Annotated in this window: 9 protein-coding genes; all 9 read left to right on the top strand. The window is 45.4% G+C overall.

Going from position 1 to position 19,228, the window contains the following annotated elements; translation table 11 throughout:
- The first annotated feature begins 46 nt into the window (after positions 1–46).
- A complete protein-coding gene (locus GC097_RS28025) occupies positions 47–3,007 on the top strand; it encodes a hypothetical protein (RefSeq protein ID WP_171686583.1) in 2,961 nt (986 codons plus the stop codon).
- 168 nt (positions 3,008–3,175) lie between these two features.
- Entirely contained in the window at positions 3,176–4,090 is a 915-nt protein-coding gene (locus GC097_RS28020; protein WP_246294503.1) for a HEAT repeat domain-containing protein, read from the top strand.
- Between the two features lie 34 nt (positions 4,091–4,124).
- Positions 4,125–5,549: a glycosyltransferase family 2 protein gene (locus GC097_RS28015; protein WP_171686581.1), complete on the top strand. Its 1,425-nt coding sequence runs from the start codon at positions 4,125–4,127 to the stop codon at positions 5,547–5,549.
- A gap of 162 nt (positions 5,550–5,711) precedes the next feature.
- Positions 5,712–8,081: a helix-turn-helix domain-containing protein gene (locus GC097_RS28010; RefSeq protein ID WP_246294488.1), complete on the top strand. Its 2,370-nt coding sequence runs from the start codon at positions 5,712–5,714 to the stop codon at positions 8,079–8,081.
- Positions 8,082–8,311: 230 nt separating this feature from the next.
- On the top strand, positions 8,312–9,955 hold the full coding sequence (locus GC097_RS28005; RefSeq protein WP_171686580.1) for a type 2 periplasmic-binding domain-containing protein: 1,644 nt from the start codon (positions 8,312–8,314) through the stop codon (positions 9,953–9,955).
- A 77-nt stretch (positions 9,956–10,032) separates the two neighbouring features.
- Complete coding sequence (locus GC097_RS28000) at positions 10,033–10,986, top strand: ABC transporter permease (RefSeq protein WP_171686579.1); 954 nt, start codon at positions 10,033–10,035, stop codon at positions 10,984–10,986.
- 41 nt (positions 10,987–11,027) lie between these two features.
- Entirely contained in the window at positions 11,028–11,900 is an 873-nt protein-coding gene (locus tag GC097_RS27995) for a carbohydrate ABC transporter permease (protein ID WP_171686578.1), read from the top strand.
- 4 nt (positions 11,901–11,904) lie between these two features.
- Positions 11,905–15,027 carry a glycosyl hydrolase family 95 catalytic domain-containing protein gene (locus GC097_RS27990; RefSeq protein ID WP_171686577.1) on the top strand — a complete coding sequence of 1,041 codons (3,123 nt, stop codon included), beginning with the start codon at positions 11,905–11,907 and terminating at the stop codon, positions 15,025–15,027.
- 101 nt (positions 15,028–15,128) lie between these two features.
- Positions 15,129–19,082, top strand: coding sequence for an OmpL47-type beta-barrel domain-containing protein (locus GC097_RS27985; protein WP_171686576.1), 3,954 nt, complete (start codon positions 15,129–15,131; stop codon positions 19,080–19,082).
- The last annotated feature ends 146 nt before the right edge of the window (positions 19,083–19,228 follow it).

The raw sequence follows: 19,228 nt of genomic DNA, 5'->3' as shown, positions 1-19,228 counted from the left end.
ATTCCTATTAGTTAGTGTAGGAACACCTTTTGTATGGTGGATGTTGATGCCTAATAAAAATCTGGATGTCGTCGTGCTTAACAAGACATTTCCGCTTGTAACCAATGTCTCCGGTGGAGAGAAACAATTAGACTACAGCAAACAGCGCGGTTTGTATTGGCTTATGGGGTATCTTGGGATAAAAAATCCAGAGACGAATAAGAAATACGAAGTGAATACCGATTATTATGGCAACTTTCTTAATAATGAGAAATTAGTGAACAAACCGCTTCAAAAATTGACTTACGTGCCGGATGTTATTTATCTTTCGGATACCTATGGGACAGGTAATTCCAAAATCAATGGTGTGGAACCCGTAGGCGTTTCAGGTATGACGAAAGAGGAAGTTGCTCTCGTCGCAACAAGTTATGCCAAGGGTACGACGGTTATAGGCGAATATAATATTGCCGGGGACCCGACAAAAACAAGCGTATCGAAGGAACTGGGAGAGATTTTCGGTGTTAATTTCACGGGATTAGCAGGTAAATTTTTCTCGGACTTGTCTTCAACAGCGGATGTTCCCAATTGGATGCGAGCGACGTATGAACAACAGTACGGGAAGAAATGGAGCCTTACAGGAGCGGGAATTGTCATCGCAGGGAACAATAGAATTGTGGTTTTGCAACGCGGTATTGGGTTTACAGGAAACTCTCTTCAGATCTACATGACAGAGAATGCCAAAACCTATGGAAAGGAAGCTGTTGATTATTATAATTGGTTTGAAATTGTTAAGCCAGTAGACGAGGATTCGATCATTGCCTGGTATGACTTGCATCTTACCGAAGAGGGGAAGAATCAATTAAACCCATTTGGACTTGATACTAAGCTTCCCGCGATCATTGCTAAACATACAAATAATAAACATTCTTTTTATTTTGCTGGTGACTTTACAGATTACCGGGGACCTGACAAGATTAAAAGGTTTTTGGGTGCAACCACGTTATATCGGTATTTTAGTGTGAATAGTGAGGGGGATCTATCCTACTTCTATTGGCATTTTTACGTACCTTTGATGTCCAAGCTGTTCAAGGATATAAAGCCGTTAGAACACGGCGTATCGTTCAAGGCGGCGACAGAGGTTACTAGCGATGGCTCTCGGCTCTCGTCCAAGATTGATGACAAGCAGTTTTCTGTCTATCAAAACGGTCAGTGGAAGAAGCTGTACGTCAAAGGGGTGGACATCGGTCGAACAGTGCCGGGAAATCCGGAAGGTACCTATCCAGATGACCCAGCCTTTTACTCAGATTGGTTTGAAAAAATAGCAAACATGAATGCCAATGCGATTAGAGTGTACACACGCATGCCAGCTGTTTTTTACCGTGCACTGGATATTTATAATGATAATCATCCGGATAACAGGCTGTATTTATTCCAAAATATAGCCGTTGATCAAGAACCCCCTGCGGGGAATTATCTAGATAAAGCGTATCATGCAGCCGTTGAGAAGTCGGCAGAGGATACGATTAATGCCATTCATGGCAATGCGACGATTGAAAGTGCGGATGGAAAGAGCTCCGATGTTTATATCAATGACGTTTCGGGGTATGTGCTGGGGTATTTGATTACGCCGGATTTGAGTTCTGACCGAGTAGCTGCAACGGATGCAGGTAATCCATCCTATCGCTATACGGGTGAATATGTCTCTGCCGGCAGCAGTGCAACACCAACGGAATCGTGGTTAGCTGCGATTAGTAATAAAGTATACGAATACGAACAACAAAGCTATCAGATGCAGCATCCGGCAGGAATTGTCAGCATTCCGGAACTTGATCGTGTATACCAAGACATGTACAATGCTGCAAATGGGAATAATAAGGCACCGGCCGTTACGATGAATCATTTGGATACAACCAACAAAGTGACTAGCGGGTTATTCGGAGCCTATAATATGTTCCCTGACCAACCGGTTTTCAGGAGTGGCGAAGCAGATGAAGCCAAGCCTTCTTATGCAGGTTTCAAAGCATACTTGAACAATTTCATGAAGACCCAGAACAAATATCCGGTGTTAATCAGCGAGTTTGGCCTTCCGACAAGCGCGGGTTCAACGGAAGATGGGCAAGGCTCGGGGATTGTTTCTTTGATAGCGATGATTAAAGATAGCGGAGCGATGGGGGGGCTTATCTACGAATGGGCCGATGAATGGGGGGCAAGCAGTAAGCTCACATCCCCGTTGATGATTCCTTATAATCGCGGGCCTTTATGGCACAATGTGGTCGACCCTGAGCAAAATTATGGCGTTCTGGCCATGGAGTCCAAAATCCCTAAAGACTATGCGATGACTTTACGTGGTTCAGACCCGTTGAATACGTTAGCTTTTAACTCAGATGAGTCGTATTTCTATATAAAAGCTGATTTCCAAACCTTACCGGCGTTTGATCAAAAAAGAATCATGATCTATCTGGATACGATCGATAGAAAAAATGGGGAGTACATGATATCCCCTGAGGGTGAGGAGAACTGGTCAGGAGCGGAGTTCAATATTAACATCGACAGCCAGAATAAAGCCGATTTATTGGTCATACCTACCTACAATACAAGTAAAGGATCTTATTTCTCTTCCGTTTCTACGACGGGGATTTTCGAAAAAATGGACGGTTCGACATTGATCCCTGGTCGGTTTGAGAATAGTATGAGTCAATTCTATGTGGAAGGTAACACGTTGAATGTAAGGATTCCATGGACAAGACTCAATTTCTCCGATCCATCAAGCTTGCTTGTATTAAGTGATGAGAAGAACAAGGGCGCAGTAGAGAGCTTGAAAGAGGCACTTTCTGTGCGAATGACCGATGGCATCGTTCTCTCCTTAGTCGTCATGGATAAAGCAACGCAAAAAGTGGACTATCATTTCCCAGAAAGCGTGACCTCATCGGGCTACAGGACGTTCAGTTGGAATACTTGGGATATACCTCAACCTGTATCTCGCACCAAAACGAGTTATAATATGATCAGAGAAGCGTTTGCTAACTAGCATACATCATGGGAAAGAAGGTGAGCGGACATGACGAATCAAGCGTTTTACTTACTCTGGATTTCGATTGGGTTAATTTCAAGTTTTTTCATTGCGATTGTTGTCATGTGGGTATATTCGTATTTCCACATGATAGCTGTCACCAAAATAAAGGGGACGTTGGAAGAAATGCTCTCCTCCTATTTTTCTTTAGAGAAAGAGGAGGACCAGCAAGATGTCGCTCGAAAGCTAAATGCCTATATGAAGCACAGCATATTAAAGAACGAGATGTTCATGGAACTCATCATTCAGAATGGCGAACCATTTATTGAGAATAACCATGAACAATTAATGAAATTATATGAAATAGCGGGAACGAAACAATTTCTGATCAAACGACTTTTGTCCAAACGAGCGCATGTCCAGGCATTAGCTTGTCGGCATTTGGGAGACTTAAGGGTACATGATGCGGAAATGCACATTTATAAGCTTATCAACAGCAAAGATAATGATGTTATCTATCATGTCTTGCTTGCTCTTGCCAAGCTTGGCGATTTACAGAGACTAACGCATATTTTAAACGCGAATTCCCAAAATATCCATTTATCATTCCGTGCGGTGATAGAAATCATTGCTATTTTCAAAGGCCCGAAGGATGAGCTATTCAAAGCTACTATTGAATCCAGCGATGACTACTTAAAAGGGATTTTAATTAAAGCATCTGCGGATTACCAATTAGAAGATTTGGGCGAGTATTATGTGAGATATTTGAACAGTACGAATATAAATTTAAAGATTGCTTGCATTCGGGCGTTATCTGAGCTGAAAAATCCTGCCTATGAAGCGTATGTAATCGGCATGCTTGAAGATGCGGAATGGGAGGTCAGAGCAGCGGCCGCTAAGGGTCTGGAGAAGCTAGGCACAAGCCGGAGTTTTACCGCTCTAGGTGAAAAAATTAGTGATTCGGAATGGTGGGTAAGACACAATGCAGCCAATTCTCTGGTGTTAATTCCTGGAGGAAAAGAATATGCGAACCAGATCATGAAAAATAAGGATCGGTTTGCACGTGAAGCCGTTATGGGCGTGTTGGCATTGTCGTCGTAGGAACCACCGAATTTCAGGAAGGGCGGCAGGAGATATGTATGTTTTTTGGAAGTTCATCCTCTATTTTAGTGAGTTTTGTATGCTTTACACCATTGCCATCAATCTCTTTTACAATGGTCAGATGATCGTTTCCGTTGTTGATATTTTTGGTTATTTAAAGAAGATGAAGTCGTCTGATTACAAAAGGTATGTGGACTCTAAGAACATGATTCCGATCTCCATTATTGTTCCTGCGTATAACGAAGAAGCGACCATCGTGGATAATATCAAATCTTTGCTTGCCTTAAATTACTATGAATATGAAATTATTATCGTCAATGACGGCTCTAAAGATGCAACGCGGGATAAGATCATCGCAGAGTTTGATTTGAAAAAAGTGAATCAGCCGGTAAAGAAAAGCTTACAGACCAATGAAATCGTAGGTATTTATCGGAATGCGAATCACGAGCGATTAATTCTCGTCGATAAAGAAAATGGGGGGAAAGCCGACGCACTGAATGCGGGTATTAATATATCGACGTATCCGACTTTCGCGTGTATTGATGCGGACTCCATTTTAGAAAATGATGCACTGATCAAGCTGACGATGTTGTTTGTTGAAAATCCTGAAACCATTGCTGTGGGTGGCATTGTAAGAATTGCCAACGGTTCGACGATTCAGAACGGGAAATTAGTCAAAATGAATCTTCCCAAAAGTAAAGTTGCCGCTTTTCAAATTGTGGAATATTTACGCGCATTTCTGACGGGACGCACAAGCCTGAGTAAAATGAACTCCGTTCTTATCATTTCGGGAGCTTTCGGGGCCTTTAATAAGAAGATCGTCATTGAATGCGGCGGGTATAAAGCGAATACGATTGGTGAAGATATGGATATCATCATGCGGCTGCACAAGAAAATGAGAGACGAAAAGCGAAAATATAAAATTAAGTTTTTGGCTGATCCGATTTGTTGGACACAGGCCCCGGAATCACTGAAGGATCTAAGGGTCCAGCGGAGAAGATGGCAAATTGGCTTATTCGATAACCTGCTAAGTTATAAATCGATGATGCTTAACCCGAAATACGGAACCATTGGCATGGTGACACTGCCCTACTATTGGCTTTTTGAATTGGTCGGTCCTATTGTTGAGTTTCTTGGTTATATTTTCATACCACTAGCGTACTTATTTGGGTTATTAGAGTTTAATAGTTTCCTTATCTATTTTATCATTGCGTTCTTATTGGGCAGCACGTTATCCATGGGGAGTATTTTATTGGAGCAAATATCCTTCCGCAAATATACAACGTTTCTGGATACGATGCGATTAGTTGCTTTTGCCCTCCTTGAGAATTTAGGTTATCGGCAGCTTACGATCCTTTATCGCATTGAAGGTATTTTCAAGTTCAGAAAAGGGCGGCATGCTTGGGGGACAATAAAAAGAAAACAATTCGCATCAAATGAGAAAGAGACCCCGATGTGATGGAATGAAAAACCAAAAATACAGCCTCTCATGTATGTTGAGGGGCTGTATTTTTATTCATGCAAGTTATGGTGCCGCGCTCTCCAAATTTCCGCTTTGCAGTTTGAACAGGCCGAGATACAATATATGTAACAAATATTCAAGAAGTGGGTGTGGCCTGAATTGAAATTAGCACTGAGTCTACCTCTGATTGGCAGCCGCAAGAGCGCGCTATCAACGATGATCGCCACCAATTTGTTTATTTTACTCATTCCGCTTGCCATGGGTTTGTTTTTGTATGCCAAGGTTGAGCAAAGTTTGGAGCAGAGTTCGAATCGTTCTAATGCGGCAATGCTGGAGCAGCTGAAGATGTCGCTCGACAACAAATTTTCGGAAGTGGATTTATTAATGAGACAAGTCGTGTTCGACCCCAAACTCGATTATATGCTTAAAATACCGGTTGACGCAGATGATGTAACCAAATATCAGTTTATTGAATTTATGCGGGATAAGATGAGCAAGTATCGCAGTATGACAAGCAGTTTCATTTTCGATTTTTACGTTTACTTCGCAAATAGCGATACGATCGTGAAGTCGGATTTGCGAACGGACTCGCGAACTTTCTATTCGACTCACTATACATATAAGGACCTTTCTTATGGCCAATGGAAAATGATGCTCCAGAACGAGCATAGAATGTCTTATTTGCCGGTAACGCCTCTTACGGACGCACCAACAAACGATGAAGACACCCCGAAGGAAGTCATCACCTATATACAGTCATTGCCGATTCTTACACAGGCGGCTAATCTTGGAAGCTTTATCGTGTTAATTGACGTGGAGCAGGTCAAACAATTGTTTGCACAGATGGAATCGGCAAATCATAGCGCTATTTATATTATTGACGATGCTGGCAATACGATTATGAGTAACAGTGATCAGCGATTTCCAGCTGACTTGCTGGCGCACATTGAGGGAAGCAACGATCCCTTCGCCTACAAGTTAACAGGCATTAATCAGATGGTGTCTGTTGCATCCTCGAAGAAGGCTGGCTGGAAATATGTATCTATTACACCGAATGACATTTTTATGCAGCAGGTGAATCAGATCCAGAATTGGGCTATCGTACTATTTGCCATATGCTTGATTACAGGGCTGCTGGCCGTCAGTATCGGAGCCTACCGTAATTATAGGCCGCTTCAAAAAACAGTGAGCGCCATTATGCGCGGGAAGGACATGAGCAAACGCCCTTCCTCCGATGAATACGAATTTATTAGGCAAACAATTGAAGGGTCGATTCATGAAGAGAAGAGTTTACGCAGCACATTGACCCAGCAAGTTCCGTTCATTCGTGCCAACTACTTGTCCCGATTGTTGAACGGTCATATGGATGTTGACCTAACAGCAGTCAGCGAAAATAATCTCCAGTTTATGGAGTTAACTTTTATTAGCGATCGATTCGCCGTATTATTGGTCAAAATCGAGGACGTTCATCTTTTTTCTGAAAATGGGGAGCAGCAGTGGGCTCATGCCAGATTTATCGTGTCCAATATCGGCGTTGACCTGATTGGACTCCATCACAAAGGATTTTCCTTGGAGCTCGACAGGGAGCGGCTGGCGTTCCTTGTCAACCTGTCGGAAGTTCGTGAGGAAGTGGAAGCTGATATTCGGGATATCGCCCAATCGCTCTATACCATCATCTCAGATAAGTTCCAAATCGGCATTACGGTAGCCGCCGGAGGCATTCATCAAGGCCCCACAGCGATTCGCAACTCATATCCAGAGGCACTTGCAGCCCTTGAATACAGATTAATTCGGGGTAAACATGCTATTATCCATTTCCAAGACATGACCGATACGAAGCAGCATTATTATTATCCGCTTGAAATCGAGATCCAACTGATCAATTTCGTACGCAGCGGCGATACCGATAATGTCAAAAAACTACTGGATCAAATTTTTTCGATGAACTTCGATTCCAGTCACATTACACCGGAACTGGGTAAATGTTTGTTTTTTAACGTGATCAGCACATTCTTGAAAATACTTAACTCCACCAATACGAACCAAGAAGAAGTGCTTGGTCCCAATTTCGATCCGATCCGGGCTGTGTTCAACTATCCGACGGCGCAAGGTATGCAATTGAAAACGCAGGAGCTGTACGAAACACTCACTCGTTCATTCAACGTCGAACGATCGGATCACAACACGCAGCTGCTGCAGGAGATCGTAAACATTGTGCATCATAACCTCGGTGATCCAAGTCTGGGCTTGGCGCAAATCGCCGAGCAGTTCCGAATGACTCCGCCATATATTTCAACTTTTTTCAAAAAGAATCAGGGACAGAATTTGCAGGACTATATTACGCACAAGCGGATTCAAATGGCGAAGGAACTTATGGAGCATAGGGATCTGACGATTGCACAAATTTCCCAAAAGGTTGGCTACAACAACGACGTCGTGTTCATTCGTGCTTTCAAAAAGCTGGAAGGCATTACGCCGGGAAAATACCGTGAAACGATGCTTCCAGATAGAGCTAGTCTGGAAGTATAAAGGCAGCCCTTTGCAGGGCTGCCTGTCTTTTTATGATGAACTGATGATTTTTAATGTCCTACTGATTTATTTTCTGCTGGCAGGCAATTGTTAAAAAAGATCATGGCTAGTGAAAACAAGAGAGTATCCATGTTCCACAAGGGGAGTTACACTGGGAACCAGGGATCACACAACGACGACACAGCAGCTGGCAACACCGGAACATTTATCTAGTAAAGGGAGGCAAACAAATGAAGAAGCATTTGAAACAAGCAGGCTCAGTCATTTTGGTTTCCGCATTGGCAATCACGGTTGCAGCCTGCAGCAAAGAAAGCGGGAGCGGGGTTACCTCATCTGCTGCACCGCAGCCGGCAAAGGAATCACAACCGCCTAAACTGAGTCAGTTGACGTATTGGGTGCCGACTCAAACGCAAGTCTCTTCTCAAATGAAAACATTTGCTGAAATAGGGACGTATAAGGAGCTTGAAAAAGCAACCGGCGTAAAGGTCGCCTTCCAGCATCCTCCCGTTGAGGTAGCTCAAGCGCAAGAGCAATTTAACTTAATGATTGCGACCAATGACCTTCCGGACGTTATTGAAGCAAGCTGGGGAGCGACAAGCGGTGCGGTTGTTAGATACCCAGGCGGACCGGAGAAGGCAATTTCAGATAAGAAAATCATCAAACTGAACGAATTAATCGACAAGTATGCTCCAAACCTGAAGAAGCTGCTCGATACGCATCCGGACTGGAAGAAGCAAATTTCGACGGATGAAGGAAGCATCTATGCGTTTCCGTTCTTACGTGGCGACGATAAAGTCAGGGTGTTCTTTGGTCCAGCGATCCGCCAGGACTGGCTGGATAAGCTCGGCTTGAAGATGCCGACAACGATTGACGAATGGTACACGGTATTGAAAGCGTTTAAAGAAAAAGATCCGAACGGTAATGGCAAAATGGATGAAATTCCACTTTATCTGGATAAAAATCTTTTCGCTACTGATGCTCCGTTCCTTGGCGCATGGGGAATTAACTACAGCTTTTATCAAGACAAAGGTACTGTGAAATACGGTCCGATTCAGCCGGAATATAAGGATTTCCTTGCAACAATGAATAAATGGTACAAGGAAGGCTTGCTGGATAAAGACTTCGCAGCACCGAATGATAAGCTACTAGATAACAAAATGACGACCAACATTCTTGGCGCAAGCGCTGTTTTTAACGGCGGAGGTATCGGTAAATATGTTGGTCTCATGAAGGATAAAGACCCGAACTTTAAGCTGGAAGCTGCTCCCTATCCGGTATTGAAAGCAGGCGACAAACCGATTTGGGGACAGAAGGATTTTGCCTACAACGGCATTGGTGCAGCCATTTCGGTAGCCAACAAAAATCCGATCGAAACAGTGAAATGGCTTGATTACGGTTATGGGGACAAAGGCGATCTGCTGTTCAACTACGGTGTCGAAGGTACCAGCTTCAAGATGGAGAACGGTAAAGCAACATTCCTTCCGGAAATTTTGAATCCTCCAGCTGGAACGAGCATTCAGCAATCGCTGGCTAAATATAATCGTGGTACGTGGAGCGGCCCGTTCGTGCTCAGCGATAATTTCCAACTGCAATATCTGGCTCTCGCTCAGCAGAAGAAAGCTTTGGAAATCTGGTCGCAGCCGACTGCCGAAAGAAAGTTGCCGATTGTTACACCGACTCAAGACGAGAGCAGTAAATTTGCTTCTATTGTGACCGATATCCAAACGTATCAAGATGAAATGCTCTTGAAGTTCATTATGGGCATAGAACCGCTTGATAACTTCGACAAGTACGTTAAGAAGATGGAGAGTATGGGAATCCAGGATGCCATCAAAATTCAACAAGGGGCGCTGGATCGTTACAACAAGCGCTAATTAGTGTTAGGGCTGGGAGATGAGAGGGGTCATCTCCCAGATTACGTATCTACCCTCAAGAAAGGTAAGGCGAGACGATGATGCAACACACCGGAGAGATTCAAGTGACCAAACGAAATGCGACCATACTGCAAACCATTCGCACGGATTGGAAGCGTCATTGGGCCATTTATGTAATGGCGCTACCTGTGATTTCCTATTATCTCATTTTTCATTACGGTCCGATGTACGGCTTGCAAATCGCTTTCAAAGAATTTTCACCGGCCAAAGGAATTATAGGGAGTCCGTGGGTAGGCTTCAAGCATTTTGATAGTTTTTTTAACGGAATATACTTCTGGCGGCTGATTAAAAATACAATTTTGCTCAATCTTTACGATTTATTGTTCGGTTTTCCTGCAGCCATTATCCTGGCGCTGCTTCTTAATGAGATTCGCAGCGGCCGTTTCAAACGTGTGGTACAGTCCATCTCCTATTTGCCGCATTTTGTTTCGATTGTGGTTGTCGCTGGACTTATGGTCGACTTTTTGAGCAGAAGCGGTCTCATTAACCAAATCATCGGTATCTTCGGCATCGAGTCTATTGATTTCTTAAAGGAGGAGGGCTGGTTTCGTTTCCTCTTCGTCTCTTCAGGCATTTGGCAAGGAATCGGCTGGGGCTCGATCGTTTATTTGGCGGCAATTGCCACGATCGATCCGACGTTGTACGAGGCTGGCCGGATAGACGGAGCCAACCGCTGGAAGCAGACGCTGCACATTACAATTCCTGGCATCATGCCGACTATTGTTATTTTGTTTATTTTGCAAATGGGTAACATGCTGTCAGTAGGCAGTGAAAAAGTACTTCTTCTTTACAATCCGCTTACTTACGGCACAGCTGATGTCATCTCCACCTATGTATACCGCAAAGGGGTACTGGAGGCGAGTTATAGCTTTACGGCTGCTGTTGGGCTGTTTAACTCTGTCATCAGTTTTATTCTGATCGTGGCTGCCAACAGCTTCGTTAAACGGATCAGCGAGAACAAATTGTGGTAACCACACCTGATATTTAGAGGCTGGAAAAGGAGATAGGAATCATGAGACTAACGAATGGAGAACGAACATTTGGCTATTTCAATACCGTATTGATGCTCGGTCTCTGCGCTGTCACGCTGTACCCATTCTTATACGTGTTATTTGCCTCATTCAGCAATTCGACAGAGTTGCTTCAACATCTTGGGCCATTGTATAGGCCGGCAGGATTTGATCTTAGCGCTTACAAAGCTGTATTCAGCAATCCGATGATTGTTGAAGGGTACAAAAATACGCTCTTGTATGTGCTGCTTGGCACAACCATTAACCTGATCATGACATCCATCGGCGCATATGTATTATCCAGGCCGAACTTATATTTCAAAAATGTGATGATGTTTTTTATCGTCGTCACAATGGTATTTCATGGTGGTTTGATTCCTTCTTTTCTGCTCGTCAACAATCTTGGCATGATGAATACGATGTGGGCGCTTCTCATCCCCGGTGCTATCAATACGTTTAATATGATCATCATGCGAACCTCATTTCAGGGCATTCCGGTCAGTTTGGAGGAATCTGCGAGAATGGATGGCGCCGGCGATTGGACGATATTGTTCCGCATAATGATTCCGCTTTCTTTGCCGGTTATGGCTGTTATGGTTTTGTGGTATGCCGTCGGACATTGGAACTCCTATTTCAGTGCGCTGCTCTATTTACGAAACCGCGAGGCTTACCCGCTTCAGCTCATCCTCCGCGAACTTTTAATCCAAAATAGCACCGATGCTTATTCTGCGGGTTCAAGTGACGATAAGTATGCCATTGGCGAGACGATCAAATATGCGGCCATTATCGTCTCCACGCTGCCGATTCTGTGCCTGTATCCGTTTTTGCAAAAATATTTCGTCCACGGTGTCTTGGTAGGCGCGATTAAGGAGTGAAATCATGAGAGGTGTCGTCTACGAGAACGCCCCGAGCAGTTGGAACGAAGCCTTGCCGCTTGGCAACGGTCATTTTGGCGGGATGATATTTTTCGAGGATCATCAGTTGACTATGGTTCTTAATCATTATGAGGTCTATTACCAAAAACTTCATCGTTACAGTAAAAAGTATCGGAATGGCGAGGATGGGGACTTCCATCTCCAATATGGATATACGTTTGAACAATTGAGACAACTTGCTTCTGATTTGTACCGAAATCCTGATAAAGGTCCCATATTTCTATACGGCGATGCGTTATCCAGCAATAGTATGCATAGAAAATATGGCAAATCCTCGGGCGGAACATCCCATTTTCCTACGGGTGAAGTGCACCTGTTTCCTTCTGTACATATGTCTGATCCGGACAGCTACTCGTTAGAGCTGGATGTCGAGAATGCAACGGTGCATTTCACAATAGAAAAGGGCGATGACAAGCTTAATGTGAGTACAATTGTTGCTCAGGACGGAGATTTTGTCATTACAGACATTAGGCAGACGGACACTGCTCTGCTGTCAGCTGTCTCGCTGGCCGTTCCATCCAGAAGATACGTGGAAATGAACGTTACGTTTCATCAGCTGGATGAAATGACATTTTACTATCAAGGTTCTTTTTATCCGGATGGAGAGGATAGGGAACGGTTCGGTCCTTTTTCCTTTCTCGTGATGATGCGAATCCTTGGCGGGAAAGGGAGCTTGATGCCTGGAGAGGCAGGTGATTCTATACGGATAACGATGCAAAATGCCGAGGAACGCGTGACGCTGCTTACGACGGTTGTGACGGAGGAAGAGACAAATGATTTGCTTCGTACTGCTCTTCAAAAAGTAAACCAATCCGGTTCGCTATTGCGAATTGCGGATATGATAGCTGTTCATCAAGAACATTGGAGCAACTTCTGGAGCCGCTCATCCATTACAGTTCCTGACAAAATGATCGAAGATTTATGGTATATCAATTTGTACGCACTTGCCTGCAGCAGCGGCAAAGGAAGTCGTATGCGTGAGCAGGCATGCGGACTGAATGGTTTGTGGGACATCAAGCAGCCGACCAAATGGGGCAGCATGTGGTACTGGGACGTGAACATTCAAGCCGCCTTTTGGCCGCTCTATACGGCGAATCACCTTGAAGTGGCGGAGGTGTTCAATGATGGACTGCTTTCCTACGTCGCTGAGGCTGAAAGAATGGCAATGCAGTTCTATGGTTTGGAAGGCATAGCCGGGGATTACCCGCATGCGCTATATCTCAGTATTTGGCCCTGGTGCGCACAGTTTTTGTGGGATTATTACCGCTACAGTATGGATGTGCGCTTTTTGCGTGAAAAGGCTTACCCTGTCTTTAAAGGGATTGCCCGTTTTTTCGAAGGCTGCTTGAAGGTGGATAGTGCTACGGGGCAGTTCAACATTTTCCCGGATATATCCCCCGAACAAGGACCGTTAACCTGCAACTCGACCTGTACGCTGGCATCGGTCAAATATGTGCTTCAAATCGCCAGCGAAGCGAATGAGCTGCTAGGCGAAGCGGAAGCCGATCGGCTCAAATGGCGGGCGTTCGCAAAGCGCTTGGCACCGTACAGGACGGCCGAAACCCAACCGTACGGCGATAGGTTGTTGGATTCGGAATGGGCTCCGGCGAATCTGCATCTGCGTCATCCTTCACTGTTAATGCCGATTTATCCCATCGGTGAAATATGTAAAAATAGCGAAGCTGCGCTGCGGCAAAGAGGGGAGAATACGCTTCGTTATGCCGAAAATCATACGGAATACGGTGTGTTTCAGTTCGGCTGGCTCTCCTGTGCGGCTTCCAGGCTGGGCAAGGGGAATACTGCGCTCCGATTGCTGTATGAGCAAGGCATTGATCTATCGATGAGGAGCAATGGTTTGTTCTCCGAAGAAACGGAACGATGGATGAACTACTGCAACATCACGAATGAGCCTTTGTATCATCCGCATATGATGGAGGCTTCAGGTGAAATGGTCGCTGCCGTGAACGAAATGCTGCTGCAAAGCTATGATGGGGTGATCGATGTATTTCCGTCGCTACCCTCGGGTGAGCCTGAGGAGGAACGTACGATTGGTTTGTACGACCATGATGTAGAGAAGAAGGTAAGGAAGTATAAGAAATGGAACAATTGCTCCTTTCAAGGCTTATTAGCCGTAGGAGCCTTCGAGGTTAGTGCAGAGTTCAAAAATGGCCGTACAGTTTGGGTTTATATCCAAAGTAAGGCAGGATCTAAGGTGGTTCTGCGCAACCCGTTTAATTGGAGTGATAAAGTACTGGTCTCAAGCAAAAATGGTCAATCGTGGAACACCGTGGATTATCATCAGGAAGATGGACGGATTTCATTTGAGACGGTGAAGGACGGGGAGTATGCGATTTATCCTCATACGGAATCGTTGCTGCCAGAGTTGTTTTTATCCAATTCGGATCGCGTTAAAGCCTTAAGGAGTTATCCACTTTTTCACGAAGCCCATACACACCGGAGAGTATTCCTTGGCAAAAACCAAGACACGCAGCATTACAGGACACTCGACCATTTTACTTTTGATTATTATTCCGGCAATCACCGAGAATCGAGGCTGGCTGCTTATCGCTTTGATTTTGGCGTAGCATCGCATGTGTTGGGCAAAGATTATTACAAAGTGCTGCCTAGACAGGTACATAGGGAAGGTGTCCTCGGCCAAACGTTTAGAAAAATAACGCCAGAGACGATTTTCACCACTTATTCGGGGAACGGATGGGAGAGAAAAGAAGATCTCATAGCAGCGGATTGCGGGGAACCTGACGAGCTGCGAAGAGATTTTATCGGAGGCACATACGAAGCTGCGTTTATCGTGGAGCTTCCGAAGGGGAGATACGATTTGCTCTTTGTATCCGGCGACCAAGAGGCAGCGTCTTACACGGAAATAGAAATTGTTGGGCAAAGCTCGTGGAAACCCGAGAAAACGCTGAAGGCAGGTGAATTTGCAACGGATATACTGCCAGTCACACAGAGGAAGGACGGCTATATGAAAATACGGTTCAGCTCCTGCGAAGGAATGCAATGGAGGGTCAACGTGCTGATCGTCAACAAGAACTACACGTACTTATAGAAAGCGGGGCTGAAAGGGGGTGATTGATGACCGGGCGACAGAACGTTTGGAAAGAAGAATCCGAAGAGCTTTCAACCAATACTAAACACGGAGGTAATCGTATGCGTGTTAAAAAGAAAGTGAAATTCGCAAGTCCAATTGCTATTCTAGCGTTCTCTATGATTCAGGTTTTGAGTGGGTCTCAAACGGCTTTTGCAGCGACAGAGAATTTCCCAACTTATGTGCAAAATGCAGTTCCGAACCTGACTGCCGGCAAAGCTGATATTGCAGGCTCTGCCTTCGTTGACAAGGACGGGGAGTTTCATTGGATGTATTCTTTAGCTGACTACTCACAGACGGACAGCGGCGGTTCTTGGATCAAATACAACACCAATAAGGACTTTGGTACATTGAACACCAATTGGGGCACTACAACAACCTATAATTCTTACTGGAACAAGCCGGGGACCATCAATTACAAGATCGACGAAACTTACGGTATTCCAACCCCCTACCAGGATGACCACAACGATGGGATTGGCGTCTGGGTTGATCCGGATACCGGATACTGGTATGCCCTGACCAACGACGAATATCAATTCTCGCCATTTGCATCGGGCAACCCGACCAACAATGAGCGAATTTCCACAGGTGTCCATAACAATCGTGTTCTGGCCACTTATTCGACAGATAAAGGAGCTACCTGGCAGTTGATCGGGCAGGTTGCCACTTCACCGTGGAACGATAGCAATGAAGCAGCTACCAATGCGAACTTTCCCGGTTCAACTTGGTCATACGGGGTGGCCGGAACCAGATTTTTCGTTGATAATGTAAACGGTTACTTTTATGTGCTCTACAACAACCACATCAATTGGAAACCAGGCTTTAGCAACATCCTCACTTACTTCAGTCTAGCCCGTTCTCCGATCAGCGCCAAAATGGCTGAAGGATCTTGGGATGTTTGGTATAACGGAACATGGACCAGATCCGCACTGAAGGGGGAAGCTGGCTGGATAGGCAGTCCTATGGGAGCTGGCAGCGATCATAATTTGACCGTAAACTATACGCCAGCGACGGATAGTCTGACTTTAACCGGGACTGGTATGGATGGATCATCTCTGAATATCAGCTACATGAAGGTGCCAAGCAATGGAGATTTTACCTTCAAAGATGCTGCAGGCAACACGTATACAGCGAATACAGTCAACGGCACAATTAAAAATGCAAGCGACACCAGCCTTCCGTCCGTCTCTTACTCCGATCCGGCACTGGATGCTACAATCACCGTATACATCCAAAACAACCAGGTATGGATCAGCCAAGAAAACAACTCAACCGGATACTTGACCTCCGTTAAACCAGGCGGCAGCACGCCGGTATTCAAAGATACGGCAACGCAAAGAGTATTTCTTCCGGTCAATACGCAGTACGAAAATGCTTTTTCCTACAATGCTTACAGCGGCAAGTACCGGTCCGTCGGATATGACGGATATGTTTACGAGACCGATGATTTAGGCGCGCCGGACACGTTTAAAGTCGTAGGTAAACTTCCGTCTACAGTAGGCAGCTATTTGTCTCAAATCGACTCAGGCAGTCTGACCAATCAACAAGTCAGCGGCTATTCCTTCCGAACGATTTCCGATTTATCGGGTTCGCAAAAAAATTATTCCACAGCAGCTCCCGGTCCCGGGCAGACTTATTATTCAGCTTATAATCCGCCAAAAGACCATAACGGAACAGCCATTTCACCGTCTACAGCCTATACCATCTCGATAGGCGGAAATGCCCTCCAAGATGGCGCAGAGAATCAGTGGCAATTTATTCCTGTACCCGATGAATTTGATTCTTCTAAAAATAGCGGTTTCTACAGATTACGGAACGTATCCACAGAAAAGTATTTGAAGGTATCCGGCTCAACAGCTGCAGCAACGCGGGCAATGGGAGCCGCAATTACCTTTGGTGCAGCGGATGCAGATGCCAATCCGAGCGGAAATGGCGGAAACGGAACTGCAAGCGGCAGTGACCAATGGTACCTTTTACCTGTTGGAAATGCTACACCGGCCTACCTCACTCCCTCTTCTACACCAGCTACGATTTCAGCAGCAACGAACTCAAGTTTAAGCGGGATCACGAGCTATCGACTGGTCAATCGGGCAAGCTCGCTTGGTGTTGAATTTAGCTCCAGTCAAGCTTCCATACAGAGTATCAAGTTTGGCGCAGGCAATCCGCAAGCCATGACCATCACCCCAGTAGCCTCAAATCCAAATCTACCCTCTGTCCCAACCGGTTTGACCGCGACTGGAGCAAACATGTCTCAGATCAAAGTTAGCTGGAATAGTTCTACAGGAGCTACAAGCTATGACCTTATGGTTGATGGCGTGATAGTAAGCAGCGTAAGCAATACTTATACACATACAGGACTCGAAGCAAGCTCAACCCACACCTACCAGGTAAGGGCAAAGAATAGCGAGGGCACGAGCTTATGGAGTTCACCGATAAGTGCGACTACACAAACCGGAATTGTGTCAAAAGGCAAACCCGCTACGGCAAGCTCGGTACAAACCGGAAATGAGGTAAGCAATGCCAATGACGGGAATACGACTTCTACCCGATGGGCGGCCGTCACTAACACCTTCCCGCAGTGGTGGAAGGTCGATCTTGGAAGCAGCATGAATATTACCAAGCTGGAAAGCTACTGGTATAACAGCACAACCTATCCGCGTTTCTACAAGTACAAAATTGAAGGCAGCAATGACGACGTGACCTATACGACTATACTTGACAGGTCGGATAATACAATTCAAGGATTGACAACAGATACCTTCCATGCAACTTTCAGATATGTCAGGGTAACTGTTACGGGCTCCAATTACAGTGGTGGAAGTGCCTCCGCTTATGAATTTAACGTATATGGAGATGCGAATCCGACAACTGACACAACCCCACCAGTGACAACAGACGATGCGGTTACGGGGTGGCAGCAAACAGGGCAAACCGTTACCCTGACCGCAACCGATACGGAAAGCACGGTTTCCAAAACGGTTTACAGCGTGGACGGTGGGGCGTTTGTTGAAGGCAGCACCATTCAAATCACGGACGAAGGCGTTCATACGCTCCAATACTACAGTGTAGACGCTGCCGGTAATCAGGAGGCAACGAAATCCGTACAAGTGAAAGTCGACAAAACGGGTCCTGTTGTTGAAACGACTGCTGTTGTAACGGGCGAACCAGGTGCGCAGACGATAACGGTCCTTCAGTCGGATACGGTGAACATTCCGTTCACAATAACGGATGCGCTAAGTGGTGTTGCAAGATCAGAGGTGAAGCTGGATGGCACGATTGTCAATCAGCCGCTTACAGCACAGCCATTTGCATTAACGGCTGGTGACCATACGATCGTTGTGACGGCAGCGGATAATGCTGGAAACACCACGGTATGTCAGTATGTGCTCAAAGTCACACAGGTTGTAAACGATCAGCCGTCAACGACTCTAACAGGATTAGGGACTGTTAGATCAGGCGATTCCTTTAAGGTAATTTACGGTCTCAACGTGAATACGGCAAATATATATGCACAGGACATTACGATTGATTATGACGCGAGTATCATGACTTTTGATTCGGTGAAATCGGTGAAAGACGGCGTTGTGATTGTTCAGACGGTTCATAGTACACCAGGCAAGCTGCGCTTAATTTTGGCAAGCACTGGCAGCAGTAATGCCGTTACTGGACAGTCGCAAATACTGGAGCTTGCTTTCCAGGCGAAAGACCTGACGCAAGCGTCAACTGGACTCATACAAGTAAGCAAAGCGACATTGGCAAACGAGCTTGGCACGGAAATACAGGCTATGTCTTCCTCAGTCAGTATCCAAGTGACGCCTGTTCCAGTCGGAATTCCGGGAGACATCAACGGAGACGGAAGAGTCAGCATCGGCGATCTGGCCTTGGCTGCTGCCAACTACGGTAAAACGGCATCCGATGCGGATTGGCTACAAATCAAGGCGGCGGATATGAATGGCGACAACCGCATTGACATCACTGACCTTGCGGCGATTGCGAGCAAAATTTTGAACTAAATAAAGGAGCAGAATTGCCTTCTTCCCTTCTATATTTGTGGAGGGGAAGAAGGGTACTTGCAGGCGGTTTCCTGCGGAGCATTGCTATAAATTGATGATTTCTACGTATGCCAATTTTGTGCAACGAGAGTGAGCTTTTGCCGCAT

Source organism: Paenibacillus planticolens (genome assembly GCF_013141725.1).
GTDB classification, from domain to species: Bacteria; Bacillota; Bacilli; order Paenibacillales; family NBRC-103111; genus Paenibacillus_E; species Paenibacillus_E planticolens.
Note: the sequence above shows the minus strand (reverse complement) of the source record. Positions and strands in the feature narration are given on the sequence as shown.